We start from the raw sequence: 19,086 nt of genomic DNA, 5'->3' as shown, positions 1-19,086 counted from the left end.
ATGCAGGCGAGGATCAAAGCCGACCTGCACGCTCCAGGAATTTGACCCAGGCGTGTAAACAATGCCATTGGGTGCATATCCAATAACGGTCGGCATCAACTTCTTTCATCTCAGTTGTCCAACGTCGTCGCACAAATCACTTTCCATGTGATTAACCGCGACGCTGATACCCTTGCACCTCATGGGCAAAGCCGGGCATACCCCGGCTATGGCCAAGCAGATGGATTACAAAACCCTGCGTGAGATTTTCACGCGCTTTCAACAAGGCGAGCCGGAACCAAAAGGTGAGCTGAACCATACCAATGCCTATACATTGGTTGTGGCGGTCGCCCTGTCCGCCCAAGCCACAGATGCCGGTGTGAACAAAGCGACGGACAAGCTTTTCCAGGTCGCGGACACGCCGCAAAAGATGCTCGACCTTGGCGAAGACGGGGTCATCGAGCACATCAAAACAATCGGCCTTTTTCGTCAAAAAGCTAAAAACGTCATCAAAACCGCCCGCATTCTGGTCGAGAAATTTGATGGCGAGGTTCCCAATTCCCGTGCTGCTTTGGAAAGCTTGCCTGGGGTTGGCCGCAAAACGGCCAATGTGGTGTTGAACATGTGGTGGGGGCACCCGGCCCAGGCCGTAGACACCCATATTTTCCGCGTCGGAAACCGGTCTGGCATTTGCCCCGGCAAAGATGTCGTCGCAGTTGAACGGGCGATCGAAGACCACATACCCGTTGATTTTCAAAACCATGCGCATCACTGGCTGATCCTGCATGGGCGCTACATTTGTGTGGCGCGTAAACCAAAATGCAAGGCGTGTCACATAAACGACCTCTGCCAATTCGAGGACAAGACCGAATGAAGAAATACCAAGTAGTCGGCATCGGGAATGCCGTTGTTGACGTTCTGACCCGCTCTGAGGACACGTTTCTTGACCTGATGGGCATTCAAAAAGGCATTATGCAACTGGTTGAACGTGATCGCGCCGAAACCCTTTATGCCGCAATGAATGACCGCGTTGAAGCCCCGGGTGGATCGGTTGCAAACACTTTGGCCGGGATTGGAAACTTGGGTCTCCCCACGGCCTTTATAGGCCGCGTTCACGACGACGCGCTTGGTCATTTCTATGCCGAAGCGATGGAAAAAGGTGGCACTGATTTCGTCAATGCACCGATGAAAGACGGCGATTTGCCAACGTCGCGTTCGATGATCTTTGTTTCACCAGATGGCGAGCGCTCGATGAACACCTATTTGGGCACCTCAGCCGAACTTGGGCCGGATGACGTTTCCGATGATGTGACCCATCAAGCAGAGATTATTTTCCTCGAAGGTTATTTGTTTGACAAAGACAAAGGTAAGGACGCGTTCCTTCGCGCGGCGCGCACCTGTCGTTCGGCGGGTGGCAAAGCTGGCATCGCCATTTCCGATCCGTTTTGTGTTGAGCGCCACCGCGAAGACTTTTTGAAACTCATCGCCAATGAAATGGATTTTGTCATCGGGAACGAAGAAGAGATCCGCTCTCTCTACCAAGATGACAGCCTTGAAAAAGACTTGGCCCGCGTGGCCGAAGTATGTCCATTGGTGGTTTGCACTCGATCTGGCGACGGCGTGACCATCATTCACAACGGCACACGTTACGATATTCCGGTTGAAAAAGTTGTACCTGTTGATGCGACCGGTGCGGGTGATCAATTCGCTGCCGGGTTCCTATTCGGCCTTGCAACCGGTGCAGACATGGACACCGCCGGGCGCATGGGTTGCGTTTGCGCCACCGAAGTCATTAGCCATATGGGTCCGCGCCCAGAAGCCAATATGCAGGCGCTTTTCCGTCAACACGGCCTTTTGCAACCCGCTTGAAACAAAAAGAAACCGGGGAATTCCCCGGTTTCACTCCTCTTAGACGCAAAGCCGTTTCACCACGTCCTTTTGCTTCTTCTTTCCCAAAAAATCCCGGGGAGTCTTAGCTCTGCTGAGGCGGGGCAGCGCCCCCCACAAAGCTCAAGCCAAGTTGCATCACACTTTAATGCGCCTCGGCCCAATTCGCGCCCTGACCCGCGTCAACAACCAACGGCAGGTCAAGCTTGACTACCGGGTCCGCTGCGCCCTCCATCACCCCACGTGCTACGTCAATCAGATCGTCGACCGCGCTTTCCTCGACCTCAAAAAGCAGCTCATCATGCACCTGCAAAAGCATTTTGGCGGGTAGATTGGCGATGGCATCTGGCATGCGGATCATCGCCCGGCGGATGATGTCCGCCGCAGTCCCTTGGATCGGTGCATTGATAGCAGCGCGTTTGGCAAATCCGGCGCGCGGCCCCTTGGCGTTGATTTCAGCCATATGGATCACACGGCCAAACAAGGTTTCAACACGCAGGTTCTCTTTGGCGAATTCCACCGTTTCATCCATGTAACGACGAATGCCGGGAAAACGTTCAAAATAGCGGTCGATAAAGCCCTGTGCCTCTTTACGTGGAATCCGCAAGTTGCGTGCAAGACCAAAGCCCGAAATTCCGTAAATGACCCCAAAGTTGATCGCCTTGGCCTGACGACGAACGTCAGGCGTCATCTCGTCCAAGGGGACGTTGAACATTTCTGAGGCCGTCAGCGCGTGAATGTCATGCCCCTGCTTGAAGGCTTCTTTAAGCGCATCAATCCCCGCCATCTGCGCCAGAACCCGCAGTTCGATTTGGCTATAGTCGAGCGAGACCAGCACCTTACCCTTAGGGGCGATAAACGCCTCCCGGATGCGGCGCCCGTCTTCGGTGCGTACCGGGATGTTTTGCAAATTTGGATCGGTCGAGGCCAAGCGCCCCGTGTTTGCACCGGCAATAGAATAAGACGTATGAACCCGGCCGGTTTCGGGATGAATGTGTTCCTGCAACGCGTCCGTATAGGTCGATTTCAGCTTTTGCAGCTGACGATAGTCCAACACCCGCGCGGCAAAATCATGCTCCGCCGCTAGGTCTTCCAATACATCCGCCGGGGTCGACCATTGGCCGGTTTTGGTTTTCTTACCGCCCTCAAGGCCCATTTCCTCAAACAGGATTGCGCCAACTTGGGCCGGGCTTTGCACGTTGAACTCACGTCCGGCCAATTCGTACAATTCAGCCTCAAAACCCGCCATTTTCTGGGCAAATGTGTTGGACATGCGCGAAAGAACATCGCGATCAACTTTGATCCCGTCCATCTCCATCTTGGCCAGCACAGGCACCAAAGGACGTTCGAGCGTTTCGTAAACGCGTGTGACCTTGGAGCGATGCAGCAAAGGTTTGAACATCTGCCAGAGGCGCAGGGTAATATCGGCATCCTCGGCGGCATATTTCACCGCATCCACCACCGGAACCTTGTCAAAGGTGATCGCGCTTTTACCGGTGCCCAGCAACGATTTGATCGGAATGGGCGTGTGGTTCAGATAGCGATCCGAAAGCGCATCCATGCCGTGATTGTGCAAGCCGCCATGAAGCGCGTAACTTAGCAGCATGGTGTCATCAATCGGATTGATATCAATGCCATAGCGCTTGAAAACCTTGGCATCATATTTCATGTTTTGACCAATTTTGATGATGCTTGGATCTTCGAGCATCGGCTTGATCGCATCTAACGCAGCCTCAAGCGGAATTTGCCCGTCGGCCAGATCATCATTGCCAAACAAGTCATCGCTTGCCGCGGCGCGGTGAATGAGCGGGATATAGCAAGCCTCACCCGCCGTGACGCAAAGCGAAATACCGACCAAGTCGCACTGCATTTCATCAAGGCCGGTGGTTTCGGTATCGACAGCAACCCAACCTGTGGCCTGCGCCTTGGCGACCCATTTCGCCAGCGCGTCGAGATCAGAAACGCATTCGTATTTCTCCGGATCAATCGGCGCTTGCTCTTGCTCGGCAACCTCTTCGGCCCCTGCTGGCGCATCGGCAATTACCGGGGCTTCGGCCCCCAAAGACGCGGCCATACGTTTGGTGAGCGTGCGAAATTCCATCTCGGCAAGGAACCCCAAAAGGGTCTCCGCCTCTGGCTCTCGCACTTCCATCTCATCAATGGTGAAATCCAGCGACATCCCACAATCCAGTTGAACCAACTGTTTTGACATCTCAATTTGATCGCGTTTGTCGATCAAGGTCTGGCGGCGTTTGGGTTGTTTGATCTCTTCGGCACGATCCAACAGCTCTTCGAGAGACCCAAACTCGTTGATCAGAAGCGCCGCTGTCTTAATGCCAATTCCCGGTGCGCCGGGCACATTGTCAACGCTATCCCCGGCCAAGGCCTGAACATCCACAACACGTTCCGGCCCAACGCCAAATTTCTCGTGCACTCCGTCACGATCAATCCGCTTGTTCTTCATCGGGTCAAGCATTTCGACCCCATCGCCAACCAATTGCATCAGGTCTTTGTCGGAACTGACAATTGTCACGCGGCCACCCGCCTCGCGCCCCTGACAGGCCAGCGTCGCCATGATGTCATCGGCCTCAAAGCCTTCGACCTCGTAACAGGCGATGTTAAAGGCGCGCGTCGCATCGCGTGTTAGCGGAAATTGCGGGCGTAAATCTTCTGGGGCGGGCGGGCGGTTGGCCTTGTATAGGTCATATAGATCATTGCGAAATGTTTTTCCGGAATGATCAAAGATAACAGCAACATGCGTGGGAGCATCCGGGCCCGAATTCCCCTCGGCATAGCGCTGCAACATGTTGCAAAAACCGGCGACGGCCCCAATAGGCAAGCCGTCGGATTTGCGCGTCAAAGGTGGCAGCGCATGATACGCCCGAAAGATAAATGCCGATCCGTCAATCAGATGCAGATGGCATCCTTTGCCAAAACCCATGACCTGTTCCCCTCATGTTCGCGTCGTCGCCAACATGCCCGAAGCCCGGTCAGATTGCCAGATCAGCAAAGACAGAAGCCGCAAGAAATGGAGTGTGTCCTGACAGTTTTGACCTGTTGGAACCCGGCCAGATATCAGACCTTGCCTTCAAAGTCCTTGTGGACATACTTGCAATCGCAATAGGGGCATTCGACCCAACCGTGTTCTGTCGGCATCTGCAACCAGACCCGCGGATGACCCAAAGCACCCTCGCCGCCATCACAAGCGACACGGAATTTGTCGACAATCTTTGTTTCGGGTGCCTGAATCGTCATGGCTTTGGTTCCCTTTTTTCGAACACTGGCTTAACAGCCTTATGAGCCAAGCCAGCCGCAGGAGCAAGCACGCGCAATGACACAGGATGCGATACGTATCAGCAATCTGCAAAAGACCTATGAAGGCGGCAAAGAAGCCCTCAAGGGAATTGATCTCGCGGTGCCTGCCGGGTCTATCTTTGGCCTCTTGGGGCCAAACGGGGCTGGCAAATCCACCCTCATCAACATTCTTGCCGGATTGGTGGTGAAATCCGCTGGCAAGGCCGAGATTTGGGGATGGGATCAGGATAAAAACCCGCGCCAATCCCGCGCTGCCATTGGCGTCATGCCACAAGAACTCAACCTCGATCCGTTCTTTTCCCCCCATGGCGCACTCGAGGTGCAGGCCGGCTTGTATGGCGTTCCAAAATCCCAGCGCAAAAGCGATGAAATTCTTGAAATGGTTGGGCTTTCCGACAAGCGCGACGCCTATGCGCGTACGTTGTCGGGCGGAATGAGGCGGCGGTTATTGCTGGCAAAAGCCCTTGTTCATCATCCACAAATCCTTGTTCTGGATGAACCAACCGCCGGTGTAGATATCCAACTGCGTCAAATGCTTTGGGAAAACATCCGCAAACTGAACCAGGAACGCGGGATGACCATCATCCTAACCACCCACTACCTCGAAGAAGCCGAGGAAATGTGTGACGAGATTGCAATCATTGACCAAGGTAATCTTGTGGTGCGCGACAGTACCGCGAATTTGCTGGGGCAGCTGGATGCAAAAACCATGCTGATCACACCAGAACACGTTCCAGAATCACTTCCCGCCGGCCCCGGTTTGACGGTGGACACCCGGCCTGATGGCTCTGTTGCCGTTAGCTACAACGCCAAACAGACCCGCGCCGAAGATGTGCTAACCGCTGTACATGCCGCAGGAATTCGCATCCGCGACGTCCGAACAGAACAGGCCGATCTTGAGGACGTCTTCTTATCCCTGACCAACAAAACCTAGCCCCCGATAGAAAGTGACCTGTCCCACGACAAGGCCGTTAAGACAGCAAATTCTATTGTCGCAGTGAGGCTAGCGTTGAAGCAAAAGCCAAAAGGCTTTTGCTGAATTAAAAAGCGCAGGCCACTGGCCTGCACCTTTTGGGAACCCTTACTCCGGCGCGCGCGCCAGCATTCTACCCAATGGCCGACCTGCCAAAACATGCACATGCAAATGAGGCACTTCCTGAACGCCGTCTTTGCCCGCGTTTGAAATCAGCCGAAACCCGTCCGCTTCAACGCCTTCGGATTTGCAAACTTCGCCAACCGCGCGAACATAATCAATCACCTCTGCCTCGCTCGCGTTTTGAGCAAAGTGATCAAAACAGACATAGGGCCCTTTGGGGATCACCAAAACATGCGTTGGTGCCTGCGGATAAAGGTCACGAAACGCCAAACTATGCTCGGTTTCCAGCACAGTATTGTTCGGAATTTCCCCACGCAGTATTTTCGCAAAAATGTTCTGCTCGTCGTAAACGTAACCCATTGATCTCAGCTCCCAGCCGCAAATATCGTTTCACGCATAGGTATCGCGCAAAAAACCAAGGGCCTCAATCCGCATACAAATGATCGTGGTCAATGATTTGACGCGCTTGCTCTTGCGACACCGACAAAAAGTTCGCGACGGTGGCGGCATTGGTATCGATGGTCTCAATCTCGCGCATGCGGAGTAAATTGGCGAAATTTGCGTCCCGAATTCGGTCGCTTTCATGCACCATGTCGTTTCGCACCGTGGGCAACAGGCGCTGCAAGGTCTCTGGCGGCGTGCGCTCACCAGCCAAGCCAACACGCATCGCATGACCGATAAGGTATTCATCCGAAAACTGCGTTTCGACTTCTAGGATACGGGTCAACGATCGGTCGCGACCGAAATCCTCCAACAGGTCAAGGTTGGCCGGATCCATACAAACGATCAAACGATCCGTTTCATAGTAATCAAACAGCATCCGCATCAAGGCACGGCGATGTCTGTGCCGTTTGCCCATAGTCGATTGGATACCGCCCAGATCAGGAAGCTCACAGCTATCCTCGTTGAACAGATATTCGATACAGGGGATGTTCGTCATCTGCCGGATACGTTCAAGCAACCGCTTGGCCACGTGCCACTTTTTGCAGACAACAATCATCAGCTCACGTTCTCGCCCAAGCGAGCTTTCCTTTTCCCAGAAACGCGAGGCAAACCGCCGACCAATCCGCCCTTTGTTGGACAAGAATTTATAGAGCGACCGTCCCTCATTCGAAATTTTGAAACGCTGTCCTTCGGAGGAGTAAAGCACCCCCAACCGTCGGCGCAGCTCGGTTGCCTCGGGGCTGATCTTGCGGGCGAATAGGAAATCCTGACTCAACAAGAGGTCATAATGGTCGTTATAAAACACCACTGGCATGCCGTAGTCTGTGAACATCAAGAACGTCAGCGTCCGGCATTCGATTTCATGACCGGGAACCAGATGGCGCACCAGGGTCTGAAAAAACGTCTCATCCGGAATCCATGTGGTGCGGAAAAATCGCATCACGTCTTTGCGTTTCTTGATGAAATCCAAAACCCATTCGACCGTTCGACGGCGCAAACACCACCATTGCGATCCAATCATGATCTCAAGATCGGTTGGAATTTCACGGGTTAGGCCAAGACGCTTTTGCGCTTCAAACATCGCATAGAACCGGCGTTTTTGCGTGCGTTCATTGAACCAATGCCGATAGATAAGTCTCTCTTCCTTCCAACCGGTCTTGATCCAGTCGGACTGAAAATAGTCGTAGCTTTCGATGTAGTCGCAATCGCGGCGGTCCAAAAACTCATGCGCGTATTCCGCCGATTTGATCGCCATGCAATCGCCCGACAGCATGTAGAAATGCGTTGCGCGTGGAAATGCATCAACCGCGGATTGCACCGCGTAGATCGTCGCTTCAACAAGGCTCCATTCGCCCCATCCACATTTGATTCGCTTGTGGGCAAAGGTCACATTCGGGTTGTCGCCCAGCGCCTCCTGAATTTTTTTGAAATCATCCGGATTCGCACGCGCATCGAAGTGGATCGACATATAGTCGCCCACGGCGGTAAGGCTTTGCGCCTGTTTTATGATCGCTTCTGGGTCTTTATGACACAGCAGGATGAAGGCGATTTTTGCCATTTAGGAAACCATCTGCCCTATTTTTGCCTGATTGTTTATGTTGATAGACATGAACAGGCGTTGAATAAAGCCGATTATTTTGCTTTTTAGGGCGCAAAGGGCGTCAAAAACAAGATGACGCGGCAGCTGGAGGCAGCGAGTTATGGGTTTTCCGGGAACCTGGATGACCGAAAGTCAAAGCATGGTGTATCGGGTTGTTCCGAAATGCGCCTGTTCGACGATCGGTCAAATTATGTATTACTCCGATCACGGAGAGTTTTTTGACGGTGACATCCATGATGCCACTGACGGTTTGCACAAGTGGGCGCGCGAAGAAAGCCAGCCCGCAATCAAGGCAAACGTCAAAACGCGCACCAGCTATGCCTATACCTGCGTCCGCAATCCCTACACGCGCATTTTGTCGAGCTTTTTTGACAAGATTTGCGGGATTCAACGCAATGGTCGGCGCTATCGGGGCAACCTTGTTCCGCTCTTGATTCAAAAATATGGGATCGAAGTTGGCGGAGATGACGGCAAACAAGAGTTTGATCAGATCAAGAGCTTTCGCCGTTTCTTGCTTTTCACGCGTGATACCATCCGCTGGCGCCGCCCGATGGAGCCCGACATTCATTGGTCGGCCATGTCCGGCCATGTCAGCACCTTCATCGTGAATGGTGGTCGCTACAACAACATCTTTTGGACGGAAAAGTTCAACGAGGGCATGCAAAGCGTTTTGGATGCAGTTAACACTCCGCATGAGGTTGATCTCGCCAATATCCCGCGTTTCAACGAATCCGAAGGACATGGCCCCAAGCGGGCGCATCCGGTCGAGGAATATTTCGACGACATGTCGATGCACTTGATCAAGGAAATCTTTCACCGCGACTTTGCATTGTTCAAATACGATTTTGACAATCCGGCCAACAAGATGCCGATTGGCGAGATAGATCTTGACGAGGTGCACGCCAAGCTTGGCGACTAATCCCGGCTCTAAATGTTCAAATACCCACACACCGCGCGAAACACCCGCGCGGTGATATCGTCTATGTCTTCTTCGCCGCGCTGAATGGCGGCATGAACCATACCTTCTGCCATGGCTGCCAAATCAACCGATGCGATCTCTGGCCTGTCAATGTCATGCGCCACTAGCACCGCAACCAAATCCTTGTGAACCTGCGCCTTGGCGTGGCGCGCCTCCTCATCCAATGGCAACTCCGCCTCGGCGGCTTCTAGAACCCGCACCAATCCGGGCGCACGAGTATGGTGTTTGATTGAGGCCCTTACCATCGCAAGCGCCGTGTCGTGGATGTTGCTCCCTTGTGTAGCGGCAACCGCCTGCAATATGTCAGCGCGCATTTCCGCCCGAAGGCGGCGCACCAGCTCGGCGGCAATAGTCTCTTTGTTGGGAAAATACTGATACAGCGTCCCAACACTAACACCCGCCTTTTCGGCAATAAGATTCGTGTTGAGCGCCGCCATTCCCCCACGCTCCAAAACCTGAGCAGCCGCCATCAGGATCGCTTCATATGAGGCGCGCGACCGGCCTTGGCGCGGTGTTTTTCGGGGCAATAGCGTGTCCGGCACCCTGTCTCTCCAATGCGAGTATGAAATCTGAGCTTTTGCTCGCATTTTGACATCAGCGAACAGATTTTCAAGGAGAGCTGTGATGAATGCATTTTGGCAAGGTCGCAAAATATTGGTCACCGGTGCAACTCGGGGCATAGGAGCCGAACTCACCCGGCAGTTGATGTCAAAAGGCGCGCGTGTCATCGCCGTGGCGCGCAATCAGGCCCAACTCGATCAAATGCAAATTCAATTTCGGAATCTTGTCGACGTGCTTGCTGCGGACTTAAGCGACCCTGAAATGCCCCGCGCAGTTGTGAATTGGGTGAGCGATGCCCACCCAGATTGCAGCGCGGTTTTCAACAATGCCGCCGTCATGACCTATCCGGTTTTGACCACACCTGCCCGGTCACATCTGCCGAACATCGCCGCAGAGGTTCAAATCAATCTGGCGGCCCCCATGCAAATCTGCGCCGGTCTTTTGCCCGTGTTGGCCGACCACCCCGAGGCGCAAATTGTCAACATCACCTCGGGATTGGCCCTTGCCCCCAAGGCCGAAGCCCCGGTCTATTGCGCGACAAAAGCCGCGTTGCGGAGTTTCACCAGAACATTGCGCTATCAAATCGAAGACGCGGCCCTCCCCATTCGTGTCACCGAAGCCTTGCCCCCGGTGGTCGATACAACCCTATCCCGAGGGCGCCCGGAAAAGAAAATGTCCCCCGCAGAAACAGCTCACCACATTTTGAAAGGTGTCGCGGATCGGCGCTCTGAGGTTTGGATTGGCAAGGCGCGATTGCTCCCGCCATTGATGCGTCTGTCACCGCGCCTTTGCTTTGGGTTGATGCGCAATATGCAGGCCTAGGCGCAAATTTTTTCGACCTGTTCGCTCATAAGCGACGCGATGTCGAAAACAGGCCAGATCATTCCGACTCAATTTGCAAAGTCCAAGGGTGGCCCCATTTAGGAGCCACCCTTTTCACATGTTATATCTACAGGAGTCCGCCGCGTGTCGCAGGTGCCTGATCCCTTGCTGGTGCCCGCCAGCAACCGAAGCACGATTGTGTCTGGCAACATGCTGGCCATGGGGTCGATGATTGCGTGGTCGATGGGGTTTCCGGCCGCTGACATCCTGTTGCAAAGTTGGCCGGCGCAATCCCTTGTCGCCCTGCGGTTGGCCGTTGTCACCGCGATACTGCTGCCTTTGTGGGTGCTTATCGACGGGCCGCGCGCCGTCATGGGGGCCCGTTGGGGGCGGGGTCTTTTGGTTGGCGGCATTGCCTTTGGATTTGGCACCTACCTTTTGGTTTTGGCGCAATCCATAACCGATGCGGTGACCGTCGCCATTATTGCCTCGACCTGCCCCTTGGCCGCGGTGATCATCGAAATGGTCTGTGAAGGCCGGCGTTTAACCAAAGGTTTCATCGTTGGTCTTTTCGCAACCCTGATCGGTGGATTGGTTGCCACGGGGGGTGGCAGCATGGCCTTGGGCCTTGGGGCCTTGGCGGCCACCGGATCGTGCTTTCTTTTTTGCTGGGGAAGTTTTTTGACCGTCCGCGACTTTCCATCCCTAAGCCCAATCGGGCGATCGACCCTTACCCTCGCAGGTGGCTGTTTATCGATGGGGGCTTTGACGCTTGGCTTACATATGTGGGGCGTGGACGTTCGACCAACTTCCACCGTCGACCTGCCGGAGATTCAGTTGATCTTGTTCTATGCCTTTGCGGGCATGGCCCTTAGCCAAGTGATGTGGGTGGCGTCTGTTGGTCGACTCGGTGTTGCAGTCGCCTCGTTTCACATCAACATCGCGCCATTTTACGTGATGGTTTTGGTCTATGCCCTTGGCGGGAGTTGGGACCTACAGGCCGCATTGGGCGCAGGAATCGTAGCCTTTGGCGTGGTCTTTGCCCAAAAGGGAAGCGCGACAGGCGTTTAAAGTCCCTCCAGCTCCGACGACGGGATGATCGGGAAAAATTGACCCAAGGACCAAAGCCCAAACCAACCATCGTGATGCGCCCCAAGATCGACGAGCCGATAAAAGCTTTTGCGATCAATCAACGCCTCTAGGTTGGCACGCACCAAGACATAGGGAGATGGTTCACCCGTCTCCGGATCACGGATCACACGAATGGGATGGTCCGGGCCGGCAATCGCTTGATCGCCGACATGGGTATGAAAGGTCAGGGTTTGCGCCTCACCCTCCCCTTCGCTTTCGAAATCCACCGCCACAAACGGGGCATCATCGACGGTGATTCCGACCTTTTCGACCGGGGTCACAAGAAAATATTTGTCGTCATCCTTGCGCAGGATCGATGAAAAAAGCCGCACAAGCTCAAATCTGCCGATGGGTGTACCAAGGTAGTACCACGTGCCATCCCGTGCGATCCGCATGTCCAAATCACCGCAAAACGGCGGATTCCACTTGTGAACCGGGGGCAAACCCTTGCCTTTTGTCGCTTTAACCGAGGCCACGATACCTTCGGCCGATGGTGTCACAAGATTTTGTTCGCTCATATCTTTTGCCATTTCCAACTCACACGATACATTCATATCTAACACGATTGATTGCAATGGAGAGTTCACATGGCTGACGCCGAAAATCTGGTCGCTGATATTGAGGCGCTGGAAGAGAAACTGGCGCAGGCCAAGCAATCGATCAATGCGCGCTTTATCGGACAGGAACGGGTTGTTGAGCTCACCTTGTCGGCGCTTTTGTGTGGTGGTCACGGGCTGCTCATTGGTCTGCCTGGCCTTGGAAAAACCCGCCTTGTCGAAACGTTGAGCACCGTTATGGGGCTAAATGGCAACCGCGTTCAGTTTACGCCGGACTTAATGCCCGCCGATATTCTTGGCTCAGAGGTTTTGGAAACCGGGGCGGATGGCAGCCGGGCGTTCAAATTCATCCCCGGCCCGATATTTTGCCAGCTGATGATGGCCGATGAAATCAACCGCGCCAGCCCGCGCACCCAATCCGCCCTGCTTCAAGCGATGCAGGAAAAGCAAGTGACCGTCGCCGGAGAAACCCGAACCCTTGATGCGCCGTTCCATGTTTTGGCAACGCAAAACCCGATTGAACAAGAGGGGACATATCCGCTCCCCGAGGCGCAATTAGACCGCTTTTTGGTTCAGATCGACGTGAATTACCCGGATCGCGAGACCGAGCGTGATATTCTATTGGCAACAACCGGAACCGAAGAAGCCGAGGCTCATCAGGTCTTTACCGCGCAAGAGCTGATTGATGCTCAAACCCTGCTCCGGCGGATGCCCGTTGGCGATGCGGTGGTTGAGATGATCCTTGATTTGGTCCGCGCCTTCCGCCCCGAAGACCCTTCCGCCCCCGAACGCGTACGCGAGTTGGTTGCTTGGGGGCCCGGCCCGCGCGCCGCCCAGGCATTGATGTTGACCGTGCGCGCCCGCGCCTTGTTGCAAGGGCGTTTGGCCCCATCCCCCGAGGATGTGATCAACATGGCCCGCCCGGTTTTGACGCATCGAATGGCGCTATCCTTCTCGGCCCGCGCCAGAGGCGAAGACCTTGGGGCATTGATTGATGAGGTCGCGTCGGGTGTTGCCCGAACTGAGGCGGCTGCGTGACCCAAACAACCGCCCAACTCAAAAGCCGCGCCCAAGACGAGGCCAGCCGCTTTCCAGCGCTGCTTGCCCGTGCAGAGCAATTGGCCGGAACGGTTTTGCTAGGCGAACATGGTCGCCGACGCGCGGGTTTGGGCGATGATTTCTGGCAATACCGCCCGATGCGGGCCGGTGATAGCCTGCGCTGGGTGGATTGGCGACGCTCTGCCAAAGGTGATGATCAATTCATCCGCGAACGGGAATGGCAAGTCGCGCAAAGTGTACAGCTTTGGGTCGATCCCGGTGCCTCGATGCGGTTTTCGTCGCAAAAGGACCTGCCGACCAAAGCCGATCGCGCCCAGCTCATCGCCCTCGCAGCGGCTGTTTTATTGATCCGGGGCGGTGAACGGGTTGGCCTGACCGGTTGGGACCTCCCCCCTCGACGCGGCGAGGCACAGGTGCTGCGACTGGCCGAAATGCTCAGCCGCGAAGACACTACTGATTACGCCGAACCCGAGGCACGCGGCATGCTTCCCCATGCCCGGTCTCTTTTCATTTCGGATTTCATGTCCGACATTGCGCCAATCGAAGCCGCCCTGACCAAAGCCGCCGATCGCGGTGTACGCGGCGTGTTGGTTCAGGTTCTCGACCCCAGCGAAGAGGCCTTCCCTTTCCAGGGCCGAACCATCTTTGAAAGCGTCGGCAAATCGCTGGCGCATGAGACCCTCAAGGCCGGAGAGTTGCGCGACCGCTATCTGCAACGCTTGGCAGAGCGCAAAGACCGGCTTGAAACACTCTGCCGCCTGACGGGCTGGCAATTTTACTGTCATCACACGGATCACAGCGCGCAATCGGCCCTTTTGTGGCTCTATCGGGCGCTGGACGGAGGACACGGATGACCCTGTTTGGCGTACTTGGTTTCACCACACCAATGTTGTTGGTGTCTTTGCTGGCGCTGCCGATCCTTTGGGTGATTTTGCGGGCTGTACCGCCTGCGCCTGTGCGGCGGCTATTTCCCGGTGTGGTCCTTCTTTTGGGACTCAAGGATGATGATCAGGTCACCGATCGCACCCCTTGGTGGCTACTTTTGCTCCGCATGTTGGCCGTCGCAGCGGTGATCGTTGGGCTTGCTGGCCCGATCCTGAATCCTGAACCCAAACAAGAGGCCGCGGGTGATGCCCCCCTGTTGGTTGTGATGGATGCAAGCTGGGCCTCGGCCAGCGATTGGCGGGCGCGGATGCGGGCCTTGGATGGTTTGCTGGCCAAGGCCGGACGCGACGAACGCCCCGTTGCTTTGTTGCGCCTAAGCAACCCCGAACCCGTCCAGTTTTCTAGCGCCGATGTGCTGCGCAGCCGCCTCTCCGGCATTCAACCGGAACCATGGCAACCCGGTTCGACCACCGCGACCCAAGCCATTGCGGCCCTACCCGAGGATGATTTTGACAGCTATTGGATGTCTGATGGCTTAGACCGAGAGAGCCGCAACGGTTTGCTGCGCCTTTTAGAGAACAAAGGGGACGTGCAAGTTTTTGAAAACCCGCGCGCTCTATATGCCTTGGGCCCCGCGACCTTGGCAGATGGGGCGCTCAACCTCACCTTGCACCGTCTGCGCCCCGGACCAGAAGTCGAGGTTTCGTTGGTTGGGCACGGAACCGATCCGGCGGGCAATCCCGCTGTGCTGTTTCAAGCTCCGGTGACATTTGCCGAGAACGCGCTGACGACCGAAACCAAGCAGGCTTTGCCGGCAGAAATGCGCGCCCGCATCACCCGATTTGAAATCGCAGGCACGCGAAGCGCCGGAGCCGTGACACTTCCTGATGACAGCTTGCGGCGTCGCGAAGTCGCTTTGATCGCAGGACGCGAGGGGCGCGAAGGGCTGCAATTGCTCGACCCGCTGCATTACTTGGTCAAAGCGCTGGCCCCTACGGCCGATCTTTTAAATGGATCACTCAGCGAGGTCTTGTTGGCCAATCCCGACGTGATCGTTTTGGTCGATGTCGCAACCCTCGCCCCCGGTGAAGAAGCCGCTGTTTTGGAATGGCTCGACAAAGGGGGCTTGTTGCTCCGTTTTGCTGGTCCGCGCCTTGCCGCCAGTGATGTCAGCCGAAGCACCGAAGACCCGCTAATGCCTGTTCGCCTACGCGCGGGCGGCCGCACGGTTGGCGGCGCGATGAGTTGGGGCGAACCCAAAACCCTAGCGCCTTTTGACGAAGACAGCCCCTTTGCCGGGCTGAATACTTCGGATGAGATCACCGTAAACAGCCAAGTCATGGCGCAACCAGACCCGGCTTTGGCCGAGCGTGTGATTGCACAACTGAGCGATGGCACCCCCTTGGTGACACGCAAATTGGTCGGCCAAGGTCAGGTGGTTCTTGTCCATGTGACGGCCAATGCCGAATGGTCGACGCTACCTTTGTCGGGCCTTTTCGTTCAGATGCTGGAACGGCTGGCTATTTCCTCGAGCGCAGGGGCCGTCGAAGCAGAGGCCATGGATGGCACAACGTGGCAACCGATCTCGGTTCTTGACGCCTTTGGTGTGCTGCGTGATGGCGAAACATTGCCCGGTGTCGATGGTGTTGACCTTGTCGATGAAGAATTGAACACAGAGCTACGTCCCGGATTGTATCAGGGTGAAAACCGCAGTTTGGCCCGAAATGTGATTGCCGCAGACACCGAATTGGCCCTGATGATCTGGCCCGACCATATCGCAGTCGAAGGATTGAGCCGCCCACAAGAGACCCCTCTTGGCGGATGGTTGCTCGGCGGTGCGATTGCCCTGCTGCTTGCAGATGTCATTGCGTCTTTGGCTTTGTCTGGCCGCTTGGTCGGTGCGCGCGCGGCGGCTGGGCTGATCCTCGTTTTGGCCTTGCCCGTCGAAAGCCGGGCGCAAGGCCCCGATGATCAACTGGCGATTGCCGCCACGTCCGAAGTGGTCTTTGCCCATGTCCTAACCGGCGATGCCAAGCTTGATCAATTGGCCGGGGCGGCGATGCGCGGCCTGTCGGACACATTATTCTTTCGGACATCTGTTGAACCCGCCCTGCCCATGGCCGTTAATCTCGAAGAAGATGAGTTGGCGTTTTTCCCGTTTATCTACTGGCCGATTTCACCGGATCAGGCCATTCCCTCGGATGCAGCCTATGCCAAGCTGAATGAATACCTGCGCTCGGGTGGCATGATCCTGTTTGACACCCGCGATGCCGATATTGCCGGGTTCGGCACTGCCACGCCAAACGGGCGCAAATTGCAGGCATTGGCCGCGCGCTTGGATATTCCTCCGTTGGAACCCATCCCCGAAGACCACGTTCTTACCCGGACTTTTTACCTGCTTCAGGATTTCCCTGGGCGCTACACGGGCCGGGACGTTTGGGTCGAAGCCGCCCCGCCAGATGCCGAATTGGTCGAGGGCATGCCGTTTCGCAACTTGAATGACAACGTCACCCCGGTGGTGATTGGCGGCAACGATTGGGCCTCGGCTTGGGCCGTTGATCAAACTGGATCACCGCTTGTGCCGCTTGGGCGGAGCTTTACCGGTGAGCGCCAACGCGAGATCGCCAATCGTTTTGGTGTTAACTTGGTGATGCATGTGCTGACCGGAAACTACAAATCGGATCAGGTTCATGTGCCTGCACTTTTGGATAGGCTGGGCCAATGACCGGACAAATCGTTTTTGACCCGCTTTTGCCATGGGCTGTGATTTCGGGTCTGGCGGCGTTGGCCGTGGCCGGTGTCATTCTCGCGCTTTGGCGGGGGCTGTCCGGGTGGGCTTTGCGTTTGCTGGCCGCGATTGTCTTGATCGCCGCTTTGGCGCAACCGTCCTATCAAATCGAAGATCGCGCCGCACTGGCCGATATCATGCTGATCCTTGAGGATGAAAGCGCCTCACAACGGCTTGCGGATCGGGCTGGTGTCACGGCCTCTGCCGCCCAAGAGCTTGAGGCGCGGCTTGCCACCCGCCCGAACACAGAAATCCGCCGCATCTCGGTCCCCGACGGATCTGGCAACGCCGGGACCGAGCTGATGACGGCGCTCTCCTCTGTCTTGGCCGAAGAGCCGCGTGGGCGCATCGCCGGGATATTCATTCTCTCTGATGGTCGTTTGCATGACCTTGAACGCGCACCGGATTTGCCCGCCCCGCTGCACCTTTTGCTCACCGGGCGCGACACGGATTGGGACCGCCGCCTGAGCGTGCGCAACGCCCCCGGCTTTGCCATTCTGGGGGAAGAGGTGAAGCTGACCCTACGGATCGATGATGACGGCGCTGCGCCAAATGACGCGCAAACCGACATCTTGATTTCCGTTGACGGGGCCGATCCGCAACGCTTTTCCGTGCCGATTGGCAAAGATTTGGAGATGCCCGTCACATTGCCCCATGGCGGGATGAATGTGATCCAATTCACCGTCCCCACCGCCGAGGGTGAGTTGACCGATCGCAACAATACCGCGCTTGTGCAGATCAACGGCGTGCGCGACCGTTTGCGGGTTTTGCTGGTCTCCGGCGAACCTCATGCCGGCGGGCGCACATGGCGCAACCTTCTGAAATCGGATAGCTCGGTTGATCTGGTGCATTTCACAATCCTACGTCCGCCTGAAAAACAAGACGGCGTGCCGGTGAACGAATTGTCACTGATCGCCTTTCCGACGCGCGAACTCTTTCTGGAAAAGATTGACGATTTCGATCTGATCATCTTTGACCGCTACAAGCGACGCGGGATTTTACCGTCGATCTATCTCGACAATGTACGTAATTACATCGAAGGCGGTGGTGCGGTTTTGGTCGCCGCGGGGCCTGATTTTGCCTCGGCGGATTCGCTCTATCGCTCGCCTTTGGGCGATGTGTTGCCGGCGGAACCCACCGCGCGGGTCATTGATTTGCCTTTCCAACCCAAGGTCACTGAACTCGGCCTGCGTCATCCGGTGACCGCCGGCCTAACCGGGGCCGAGGAATGGGGCCGCTGGATGCGCCAGATCGAGGTTGAGCCCAACACCGGAACCACGGTTATGGAAGGCAATGACGGCAAGCCGCTTTTGGTTCTTGATCGTGTTGGCGAAGGGCGCGTGGCGCTTTTGGCGTCCGATCAGGCGTGGCTTTGGAGCCGCGGTTTTGAAGGTGGCGGTCCGCAACTGGACCTGCTGCGCCGCCTGTCACATTGGATGATGAAAGAGCCGGAGCTCGAAGAAGAAGCGCTATGGGCGGAACCGTCGGGGCAAACCATGCGGATCATCCGACGCTCTCTCAAAGCCGATGTTGGTTCAGTGACCATAACACGGCCGGACGGATCTCAGGAAAAGGTTCAACTGAGCGAAACCAGCCCGGGTCGCTTTGAAGCGCTCTATGATGGGCCAGAGATTGGCTTGTACCGTTTGGCCGAAGGCAAACTGGAGGCCGTTATCGGCCTTGGCCCCGCCGCCCCAAAGGAGTTTGAGAAAACAATCGCCAGCGGCACCCCGATGGCCGAGTTGATAGCCACCCGGCGTGGCGGCGTCATGCCGTTGCAAGATGGTTTGCCGCAAATCAGGTCGGTGCGCTCGGGTCGCCCCGCCGCAGGACGTGGTTGGGTGGGTGTCACGCCACGCGAAGCCTTTGAAACATTGGATGTGCGTCAAACGCCTTTGTTACCGGCGTGGTTGGTTCTGCTTTTGGCCGCTGGGATGATTGTCGGAGCGTGGTTGCGAGAAGGGCGGAATTAATCCGATAGGT

Annotated in this window: 16 protein-coding genes; 10 read left to right on the top strand and 6 right to left on the bottom strand. The window is 56.0% G+C overall.

Features of this window, described 5'->3' with window-relative positions; genetic code table 11:
• The first annotated feature begins 208 nt into the window (after positions 1 to 208).
• Both nth and Q1A43_RS17045 read left to right on the top strand, forming a co-directional pair.
• Entirely contained in the window at positions 209 to 853 is a 645-nt protein-coding gene (nth, locus tag Q1A43_RS17050; protein ID WP_299937172.1) for an endonuclease III, read from the top strand.
• Entirely contained in the window at positions 850 to 1,848 is a 999-nt protein-coding gene (locus Q1A43_RS17045; RefSeq protein WP_299937169.1) for an adenosine kinase, read from the top strand. Before nth ends, Q1A43_RS17045 begins: the two co-directional genes overlap by 4 nt.
• A 163-nt stretch (positions 1,849 to 2,011) precedes the next feature.
• On the opposite strand, the gene polA is transcribed toward Q1A43_RS17045, so the two are convergent.
• Both polA and Q1A43_RS17035 read right to left on the bottom strand, forming a co-directional pair.
• Positions 2,012 to 4,807, bottom strand: coding sequence for a DNA polymerase I (gene polA, locus Q1A43_RS17040; protein WP_299937167.1), 2,796 nt, complete (start codon positions 4,805 to 4,807; stop codon positions 2,012 to 2,014).
• Between the two features lie 134 nt (positions 4,808 to 4,941).
• Positions 4,942 to 5,121, bottom strand: coding sequence for a zinc-finger domain-containing protein (locus Q1A43_RS17035; RefSeq protein ID WP_299922957.1), 180 nt, complete (start codon positions 5,119 to 5,121; stop codon positions 4,942 to 4,944).
• A gap of 76 nt (positions 5,122 to 5,197) precedes the next feature.
• Here Q1A43_RS17035 and Q1A43_RS17030 point away from each other — a divergent pair, with 76 nt between their 5' ends.
• Positions 5,198 to 6,115 (top strand): ABC transporter ATP-binding protein, encoded by a 918-nt coding sequence (locus Q1A43_RS17030; RefSeq protein ID WP_299937164.1) that lies wholly within the window; start codon positions 5,198 to 5,200, stop codon positions 6,113 to 6,115.
• A gap of 147 nt (positions 6,116 to 6,262) precedes the next feature.
• Here Q1A43_RS17030 and Q1A43_RS17025 read toward each other — a convergent pair whose 3' ends face one another.
• On the bottom strand, positions 6,263 to 6,637 hold the full coding sequence (locus Q1A43_RS17025) for a histidine triad nucleotide-binding protein (protein WP_299937161.1): 375 nt from the start codon (positions 6,635 to 6,637) through the stop codon (positions 6,263 to 6,265).
• Between the two features lie 64 nt (positions 6,638 to 6,701).
• The gene (locus tag Q1A43_RS17020; protein WP_299937158.1) at positions 6,702 to 8,279 is read right to left on the bottom strand and encodes a DUF5928 domain-containing protein; all 1,578 of its coding nucleotides are present in this window, start codon (positions 8,277 to 8,279) and stop codon (positions 6,702 to 6,704) included.
• 142 nt (positions 8,280 to 8,421) lie between these two features.
• On the opposite strand from Q1A43_RS17020, the gene Q1A43_RS17015 reads away from it, so the two are divergent.
• The gene (locus Q1A43_RS17015) at positions 8,422 to 9,240 is read left to right on the top strand and encodes a sulfotransferase family protein (protein WP_299937155.1); all 819 of its coding nucleotides are present in this window, start codon (positions 8,422 to 8,424) and stop codon (positions 9,238 to 9,240) included.
• Positions 9,241 to 9,248: 8 nt separating this feature from the next.
• Here Q1A43_RS17015 and Q1A43_RS17010 read toward each other — a convergent pair whose 3' ends face one another.
• Complete coding sequence (locus Q1A43_RS17010) at positions 9,249 to 9,842, bottom strand: TetR/AcrR family transcriptional regulator (RefSeq protein WP_299922947.1); 594 nt, start codon at positions 9,840 to 9,842, stop codon at positions 9,249 to 9,251.
• Positions 9,843 to 9,924: 82 nt separating this feature from the next.
• On the opposite strand from Q1A43_RS17010, the gene Q1A43_RS17005 reads away from it, so the two are divergent.
• Positions 9,925 to 10,683 (top strand): SDR family NAD(P)-dependent oxidoreductase, encoded by a 759-nt coding sequence (locus tag Q1A43_RS17005; RefSeq protein ID WP_299937152.1) that lies wholly within the window; start codon positions 9,925 to 9,927, stop codon positions 10,681 to 10,683.
• 144 nt (positions 10,684 to 10,827) lie between these two features.
• Positions 10,828 to 11,754 carry a DMT family transporter gene (locus Q1A43_RS17000; protein WP_299937150.1) on the top strand — a complete coding sequence of 309 codons (927 nt, stop codon included), beginning with the start codon at positions 10,828 to 10,830 and terminating at the stop codon, positions 11,752 to 11,754.
• Here the strand turns inward: Q1A43_RS17000 and Q1A43_RS16995 are convergent.
• Positions 11,751 to 12,332, bottom strand: a complete 582-nt coding sequence (locus tag Q1A43_RS16995; protein ID WP_299937148.1) for a DUF1285 domain-containing protein — start codon at positions 12,330 to 12,332, stop codon at positions 11,751 to 11,753. The genes Q1A43_RS17000 and Q1A43_RS16995 overlap by 4 nt on opposite strands.
• Positions 12,333 to 12,401: 69 nt before the next feature.
• Here Q1A43_RS16995 and Q1A43_RS16990 point away from each other — a divergent pair, with 69 nt between their 5' ends.
• Genes Q1A43_RS16990 through Q1A43_RS16975 form a run of 4 tightly spaced genes read left to right on the top strand, consistent with a single transcriptional unit; the run spans position 12,402 to position 19,076 of the window.
• Positions 12,402 to 13,409, top strand: a complete 1,008-nt coding sequence (locus Q1A43_RS16990; RefSeq protein ID WP_299937146.1) for a MoxR family ATPase — start codon at positions 12,402 to 12,404, stop codon at positions 13,407 to 13,409.
• Positions 13,406 to 14,284: a DUF58 domain-containing protein gene (locus tag Q1A43_RS16985; protein WP_299937143.1), complete on the top strand. Its 879-nt coding sequence runs from the start codon at positions 13,406 to 13,408 to the stop codon at positions 14,282 to 14,284. The genes Q1A43_RS16990 and Q1A43_RS16985 overlap by 4 nt, the downstream gene beginning before the upstream one ends.
• Entirely contained in the window at positions 14,281 to 17,040 is a 2,760-nt protein-coding gene (locus Q1A43_RS16980; RefSeq protein WP_299937140.1) for a DUF4159 domain-containing protein, read from the top strand. The genes Q1A43_RS16985 and Q1A43_RS16980 overlap by 4 nt, the downstream gene beginning before the upstream one ends.
• Complete coding sequence (locus tag Q1A43_RS16975) at positions 17,037 to 19,076, top strand: glutamine amidotransferase (protein WP_299937137.1); 2,040 nt, start codon at positions 17,037 to 17,039, stop codon at positions 19,074 to 19,076. Before Q1A43_RS16980 ends, Q1A43_RS16975 begins: the two co-directional genes overlap by 4 nt.
• Positions 19,077 to 19,086 lie beyond the last annotated feature (10 nt).

This window comes from uncultured Pelagimonas sp., assembly GCF_947498515.1.
In the GTDB taxonomy this organism is placed as follows: Bacteria; Pseudomonadota; Alphaproteobacteria; order Rhodobacterales; family Rhodobacteraceae; genus Pelagimonas.
This window is presented reverse-complemented; position numbering and strand designations above follow the sequence as displayed.

Bases quoted from the DNA above. Each gene is read 5' to 3' on its own strand.
- Q1A43_RS16995 (WP_299937148.1), bottom strand. From the start codon at position 12,332: ATGAGCGAACAAAATCTTGTGACACCATCGGCCGAAGGTATCGTGGCC.
- Q1A43_RS16990 (WP_299937146.1), top strand. From the start codon at position 12,402: ATGGCTGACGCCGAAAATCTGGTCGCTGATATTGAGGCGCTGGAAGAG.
- Q1A43_RS17030 (WP_299937164.1), top strand. From the start codon at position 5,198: ATGACACAGGATGCGATACGTATCAGCAATCTGCAAAAGACCTATGAA.
- Q1A43_RS17045 (WP_299937169.1), top strand. From the start codon at position 850: ATGAAGAAATACCAAGTAGTCGGCATCGGGAATGCCGTTGTTGACGTT.
- Q1A43_RS17020 (WP_299937158.1), bottom strand. From the start codon at position 8,279: ATGGCAAAAATCGCCTTCATCCTGCTGTGTCATAAAGACCCAGAAGCG.
- Q1A43_RS16980 (WP_299937140.1), top strand. From the start codon at position 14,281: ATGACCCTGTTTGGCGTACTTGGTTTCACCACACCAATGTTGTTGGTG.
- polA (WP_299937167.1), bottom strand. From the start codon at position 4,807: ATGGGTTTTGGCAAAGGATGCCATCTGCATCTGATTGACGGATCGGCA.
- Q1A43_RS17005 (WP_299937152.1), top strand. From the start codon at position 9,925: ATGAATGCATTTTGGCAAGGTCGCAAAATATTGGTCACCGGTGCAACT.
- Q1A43_RS17025 (WP_299937161.1), bottom strand. From the start codon at position 6,637: ATGGGTTACGTTTACGACGAGCAGAACATTTTTGCGAAAATACTGCGT.
- Q1A43_RS17035 (WP_299922957.1), bottom strand. From the start codon at position 5,121: ATGACGATTCAGGCACCCGAAACAAAGATTGTCGACAAATTCCGTGTC.
- Q1A43_RS17015 (WP_299937155.1), top strand. From the start codon at position 8,422: ATGGGTTTTCCGGGAACCTGGATGACCGAAAGTCAAAGCATGGTGTAT.
- nth (WP_299937172.1), top strand. From the start codon at position 209: ATGGCCAAGCAGATGGATTACAAAACCCTGCGTGAGATTTTCACGCGC.
- Q1A43_RS16975 (WP_299937137.1), top strand. From the start codon at position 17,037: ATGACCGGACAAATCGTTTTTGACCCGCTTTTGCCATGGGCTGTGATT.